The 6,000-nt window shown below is 64.4% G+C and carries 5 protein-coding genes; all 5 read right to left on the bottom strand.

Annotation, left to right across the window (positions count from 1 at the left end; translation table 11 throughout):
- Positions 1–86 precede the first annotated feature (86 nt).
- A complete protein-coding gene (locus IRZ77_RS22335) occupies positions 87–908 on the bottom strand; it encodes an ion transporter (RefSeq protein WP_013973544.1) in 822 nt (273 codons plus the stop codon).
- Between the two features lie 45 nt (positions 909–953).
- Complete coding sequence (locus IRZ77_RS22330; RefSeq protein WP_108480565.1) at positions 954–1,826, bottom strand: urea transporter; 873 nt, start codon at positions 1,824–1,826, stop codon at positions 954–956.
- A 187-nt stretch (positions 1,827–2,013) separates the two neighbouring features.
- Positions 2,014–3,429 carry a pyruvate kinase gene (pyk, locus tag IRZ77_RS22325; protein ID WP_085601234.1) on the bottom strand — a complete coding sequence of 472 codons (1,416 nt, stop codon included), beginning with the start codon at positions 3,427–3,429 and terminating at the stop codon, positions 2,014–2,016.
- Positions 3,426–4,700: a glycerate kinase type-2 family protein gene (locus tag IRZ77_RS22320; RefSeq protein WP_196174447.1), complete on the bottom strand. Its 1,275-nt coding sequence runs from the start codon at positions 4,698–4,700 to the stop codon at positions 3,426–3,428. Before IRZ77_RS22320 ends, pyk begins: the two co-directional genes overlap by 4 nt.
- 247 nt (positions 4,701–4,947) lie before the next feature.
- Positions 4,948–5,841 carry a 2-hydroxy-3-oxopropionate reductase gene (locus IRZ77_RS22315; RefSeq protein ID WP_196174449.1) on the bottom strand — a complete coding sequence of 298 codons (894 nt, stop codon included), beginning with the start codon at positions 5,839–5,841 and terminating at the stop codon, positions 4,948–4,950.
- Positions 5,842–6,000: the final 159 nt, after the last annotated feature.

Raw genomic sequence — 6,000 nt, 5'->3', positions numbered from 1 at the left:
GCTCCCACAGGTACTGCACAGGTCTTGGGCATTGTGCATTACCTGTGGGAGCTGGCTTGCCGGCGATAGGGCCGGAACAGGCGACATCATTGCTTGGGAAACAGCACATTCCCGCAACGCGAACAGAACGCCGCGCCATGCTCATGGCTCTTCTTGCTGCAGGTCGGGCAGTCGTGCTGCAACTGTTCCCCGCGCATGGCATTGGCCAGCTCGGCGGTAAAGATCCCGGTCGGTACGGCGATGATCGAATAACCGGTAATCATCACCAGCGAGGACAGCACCTGCCCAAGCGGGGTTTTCGGCACGATATCGCCAAAGCCTACCGTGGTCAGGGTAACGATGGCCCAGTAGATGCCCTTGGGAATGCTGGTAAAGCCATGCTCAGGCCCTTCGATCACATACATCAAGGTGCCGAACACCGTCACCAGGGTCGATACCGTCACCAGGAACACGATGATCTTCTGCTTGCTGCCGCGCAGCGCCTCCATCAGGTAATGGGCTTGCTTGAGATAGGGGCTGAGCTTGAGCACGCGGAAAATCCGCAGCATCCGGATCACCCGGATGATCAGCAGGTACTGGGCGTCGCTGTAGTACAGCGCGATGATCCCCGGCACGATCGCCAGCAGATCGACCAGGCCATAGAAGCTGAAGGCATAGCGCAAAGGCTTGGGCGAGCAGTACAGGCGGGTGAGGTACTCGGCCAGGAAAATCGCGGTAAAGCCCCACTCGATGCCGGCCAGCAGGCCGGCGTAGCCCTGGTGTACTTCGTCGATGCTGTCGAGGATGACGGTAACCAGGCTGGCCAGGATGATCAGCAGGAGGATCTTGTCGAAGCGTCTTCCAGCCACGGTATCGGTCTGGAAGACGATGATGTAGAGCTGCTCGCGCAGGCTCGCAGGATTGTTCATTGGCTCGTTCCACAAAAGCGATGGGCTGAGCCTAGGGGCTGCATTTCAGCTGTGCAAGCGGCTGGCGTCACGCTGCCGAGGCTGGGCCAGGTGGTTGCCCAGGTGCATCAGCCAGCAGGCGGCGACGAAGGGCGCGGTCAGGCCGGGCACCGGTAGCAGCTTGAACAGTGGTTGCAGCAGCAGGGCCAGGGCAATGGCCAGCAGTGTCACCCACGGCTTTTCACCCTGCCTGCTGAACGCCAGTGCCGCCAGCGCAGCGTTGAAACCATACAGGCCCAGCCAGGCGGCTTGCGCCTGGTCGGTGAGCAGTGCCGCGCCGCCGCCGATGGCCGAACCGATCACTGCCCACATTGCGGCATAAGGGTTGGCGATGAACATGCCGATGATGATCAGCAGACCGGCCAGGGGCTGGTCGAGCAGGAAGATCTGGCCCACGCCACGCGCCAACGCGTAAAGCGGGTCGGCCTCGACGAAGCCGCTGGGCGAGGGGGTGGCTATCAGCAATACGGCCCAGCCAAGCAGCACGAAGGGGGCGGTGTAGGCGATCAACAGCTTGCCACCGCGCTTGCGCCATTGGTGGGTGATGATGCTGGACAGGCCGCCAGCGGCGATGATCAATGGCGGCAGGATGGCCGACCAGGGCAGTACGACGCTGATCAGGATGCCGATCAGGACGCCGTTGTAGCTGTACAGCCCGGCTTGGCGGTCGGCACGGTCGTAGCCGCGTGCCTGGGCGGTGAGCAGGCCGGCCAGGGCGCCGAGCAGGGCACCACCGACCAGGCCGGGGGCGGTCAGCAGGATGGCCAGCAGGCAGCACAGGCCGCACAGGGGGTCACGCAGCAGCAGCACCTGGCTGAAGCCGTTGAGTAACGCCGTGGCCCAGTCGGGGCACGGGTTGACGAAATTTTTGGTGTACATCGGGGCAGTCAGTGAGGTTGATGGGGCGCGATGGGCCTCTTTGGGCCTCGGGTTTTCCGCAGGTCTGGTGTTTCGGTGTACGAGGGGGGCTTTGCCCTCCAATCGCCGGCAAGCCAGCTCCCACAGGGATTGCAAAGGCCTTTGAAGTGGTGCGATCCCTGTGGGAGCCGGCTTGCCGGCGATGCGGTCAGATCAAGGTCTCGATCCGCAGCGTGTTAGTCGACCCTGGCTTGCCGAAAGGCACACCGGCAGTGATCAGCAACGTGTCGCCACGGCTGGCCATGCCTTGTGCCTGGGCAATCTCCAGCGCAGTGGAAACCACCTCGTCCACCTGGCGCAGGCGGTCGTTTACCACCGAGTGCACGCCCCACGCCACGCTCAGGCGGCGCGCAGTGGTCAGGTTCGGGGTCAGGTTGAGGATCGGAGCCCGTGGCCGCTCGCGTGCCGCGCGCAAGGTCGAGGCGCCCGACTCGCTGTAGTTGACCAGCACCGCCACCGGCAGAATGCCGCTGATACGGCGGATGGCGCAGCTGATGGCGTCCGACACGGTGGCCTCGGCCTTCGGCCGGCCAACGTCGAGCTGGGCCTGGTAATCCGGGCCGTTCTCCACCTGGCGGATGATCTTGCTCATCATCTGCACGGCTTCCAGCGGGTACTCACCCGAGGCAGTCTCGGCCGACAGCATCACCGCATCGGCACCTTCGGCCACGGCGTTGGCCACGTCGGTGACTTCGGCGCGGGTCGGCGCTGGCGAGAAACGCATGGATTCGAGCATCTGCGTAGCCACCACCACCGGCTTGCCCAGTTGGCGGCAGGTGCCGATGATGCGTTTCTGAATCTGCGGCACGCTTTCGGCCGGTACTTCCACGCCCAGGTCGCCGCGGGCCACCATGATCGCATCCGCAAGCTGCGCGATGGCTTGCAGCTGTTCGACTGCCGATGGTTTTTCGATCTTCGCCATCAGGTAGGCACGGTCACCGATCAGCTGGCGTGCTTCGGTGATGTCTTCGGGGCGCTGCACGAACGAAAGGGCAACCCAGTCCACGCCCAGTTCAAGGCCGAAGGCCAGGTCGCGGCGGTCTTTCTCGGTGAGCGGGGAGAGGTCGAGCACCGCTTGCGGCACGTTGACACCCTTGCGATCGGACAGCTCGCCACCGGCCAGTACTTCGGTGTCGATGGCGTCGCTGTGCTTGGCGGTGACGCGCAGGCGCAGCTTGCCGTCGTCCAGCAGCAGGTCCATGCCCGGCTCGAGGGCGGCGATGATCTCGGGGTGCGGCAGGTTGACCCGGCGGCTGTCGCCCGGGGTGTTGTCCAGGTCCAGGCGCAGGGCCTGGCCGCGTTGCAGCTGCACCTTGCCTTCGGCAAAGCGGCCGACGCGCAGCTTCGGCCCCTGCAGGTCCATGAGGATACCCAGCGGGTAGTTCAGTTGCTGCTCGACTTCGCGGATCCACTGGTAGCGCAGGGCGTGATCGGCGTGCTCGCCGTGGCTGAAGTTGAGGCGGAAGATGTTCACCCCGGCTTCTACCAGTTGGCGGATGTCGTCGATGCCTTTGATCGCAGGGCCAAGGGTGGCGAGGATCTTTACTTTTTTATCAGGCGTCATGATTGGGCAGTCTCGAGGATCAGGATGGCGCGGAAGTCGTTGACGTTGGTGCGGGTCGGCTCGGTGACGATCAGCGCATCCAGGGCGGCGAAATAGCCGTAGCCGTTGTTGTTGTCCAGCTCGTCGCTGGCCGACAGGCCCAGGGCTTCAGCGCGGGCGTAGCTGGCCGGGGTCATGAAGGCGCCGGCGTTTTCTTCCGAGCCATCGATACCGTCGGTGTCACCGGCCAGGGCGTACACGCCCGGCAGGCCTTTCAGGCTTTCGGTGAGGCTGAGCAGAAACTCGGCGTTGCGCCCGCCGCGGCCATTGCCGCGCACGGTCACTGTGGTTTCGCCGCCGGACAGGATCACGCAGGGTGCCTTCAGCGGCTGGCCGTGCAGGACGATCTGGCGGGCGATACCGGCGTGCACCTTGGCCACTTCGCGTGATTCGCCTTCCAGGTCGCCGAGGATCAGCGGGCTGAACCCGGCCTGGCGGGCTTTGACCGCGGCGGCTTCGAGCGACTGCTGGGGCCTGGCGATCAGCTGGAAATGGCTGCGGGCCAGGGCCGGGTCATCGGCCTTGACGGTTTCCGAGGCTGGGTTGTTGAGCCAGTCGATGACGGCCTTGGGCGCTTCGATGTCGTAGCGCTTGAGGATGGCCAGGGCATCGGCCGAGGTGCTTGGGTCGGCCACGGTAGGGCCGGAGGCGATCACCGTGGCGAGGTCGCCCGGTACATCGGAAATGGCATAGGTGTACACCGTGGCCGGCCAGCAGGCCTTGGCCAGGCGGCCGCCCTTGATCGCCGAGAGGTGCTTGCGCACGCAGTTCATCTCGCCGATGGTGGCGCCGGATTTCAGCAGCGCCTTGTTGATCTGTTGCTTGTCGGCCAGGGTCAGGCCTTCGGCGGGCAGGGCCAGCAGCGCCGAGCCACCGCCGGACAACAGGAAGATGACGCGGTCGTCTTCTGTGAGGTTGCTGACCAGTTCCAGCACGCGCTTGGCCACGGCCAGGCCGGCGGCATCGGGGACCGGGTGGGCGGCTTCGACCACCTCGATCTTCTGGCAGTTGGCGCCGTGACCGTACCGTGTGACAACAAGCCCGGAGACTTCGCCCTGCCAGCTTTTCTCGACCACTTCGGCCATGGCGGCTGCGGCCTTGCCGGCACCGATGACGATGACCCGGCCGCTGCGGTCGGCGGGCAGGTAGGGTTCGAGGACTTGACGGGGGTGGGCGGCGGCGATGGCTGTGTCGAACAGCTCGCGGAGAAGTTTTTGCGGATCGACCGACATGGCAGGCTCCCAATTATTGTTGTTCTGCAAAATCAAAAACGCCCCTGGAACTGCCTCCGTGCAGGCCGAACCAGGGGCGGGTGTTGCTCGGTGCCACCTTTGAACCTGTGGTCGCAGGTTCAAAGGTGTTGAATTCATCGCCGGCAAGCCAGCTCCCACAGGTACAGCACAGGATTGAGGGATTGTGCGGTCCCTGTGGGAGCTGGCTTGCCGGCGATTGGGTTGCGCAGCAGCCCCCGAATTCGAATTACTTGTCGTCGCGGATCGAGAAGTTGGCCATGTGCTCCAGGCCTTTGATCAGCGCCGAGTGGTCCCAGTTGCCGCCGCCCAGGGCCTGGCAGGTGTTGAACACTTGCTGGGCATTGGAGGTGTTGGGCAGGTTGATGCCCAGTTCCTTGGCACCCTGCAGGGCCAGGTTCAGGTCCTTCTGGTGCAGGTTGATGCGGAAGCCTGGGTCGAAGGTGCCCTTGATCATGCGCTCGGCGTGCACTTCGAGGATCTTCGACGAGGCGAAGCCGCCCATCAGTGCTTCACGTACCTTGGCCGGGTCGGCGCCGTTCTTTGCGGCGAACAGCAGGGCTTCGGCAACGGCCTGGATGTTCAGGGCAACGATGATCTGGTTGGCCACCTTGGCGGTCTGGCCGTCGCCATTGCCACCGACGCGGGTGATGTTCTTGCCCATGGCTTCGAACAGCGGCAGGGTGCGTTCGAAGGCTTTCGGGCAGCCGCCGACCATGATGCTCAGGGTCGCGGCCTTGGCACCGACTTCGCCGCCGGACACCGGGGCGTCCAGGTAGGCAGCGCCAGTGGCCTTGATCTTCTCGGCGAAGGCTTTGGTAGCGGTAGGGGAGATCGAGCTCATGTCGATCACGACCTTGTTCGGGCCCACGCCTTCGGCCACGCCGTTGTCACCGAACAGGACGCTTTCGACCTGCGGGGTGTCGGGGACCATGACGATGATGAACTCGGCTTCCTGGGCAACTTCCTTCGGGTTGGCCAGGGCCACGGCACCGGCGGCGATCAGGTCGGCCGGGGCAGCGTCGTGGTGAGTGGAAACGAAGATGCTGTGACCTGCTTTCTGCAGGTTCTGAGCCATGGGCTTGCCCATGATGCCGGTCCCGATCAACCCGATTTTCCCCATCACAAGGTGCCTCTTAATATTTGTGATGCCTCACGCAGCCCCCAATCCCTGTGGGCGCGGGCATGCCCGCGAAACAGGCGACTCGGTGGATGGCACCGGCTATGCCGGTGTTCGCGGGCATGCCCGCTCCCACAGGGTTTCGTGTTTCACAGGGGGCTA

This window comes from Pseudomonas pudica, from assembly GCF_015680405.1.
GTDB lineage: Bacteria > Pseudomonadota > Gammaproteobacteria > Pseudomonadales > Pseudomonadaceae > Aquipseudomonas > Aquipseudomonas pudica.
This window is presented reverse-complemented; position numbering and strand designations above follow the sequence as displayed.

What these genes read in the sequence shown, in the direction of transcription:
- IRZ77_RS22320 (WP_196174447.1), bottom strand. Translation starts at nt 4,700, where the DNA reads ATGTCGGTCGATCCGCAAAAACTTCTCCGCGAGCTGTTCGACACAGCC.
- IRZ77_RS22330 (WP_108480565.1), bottom strand. Translation starts at nt 1,826, where the DNA reads ATGTACACCAAAAATTTCGTCAACCCGTGCCCCGACTGGGCCACGGCG.
- IRZ77_RS22335 (WP_013973544.1), bottom strand. Translation starts at nt 908, where the DNA reads ATGAACAATCCTGCGAGCCTGCGCGAGCAGCTCTACATCATCGTCTTC.
- IRZ77_RS22315 (WP_196174449.1), bottom strand. Translation starts at nt 5,841, where the DNA reads ATGGGGAAAATCGGGTTGATCGGGACCGGCATCATGGGCAAGCCCATG.
- pyk (WP_085601234.1), bottom strand. Translation starts at nt 3,429, where the DNA reads ATGACGCCTGATAAAAAAGTAAAGATCCTCGCCACCCTTGGCCCTGCG.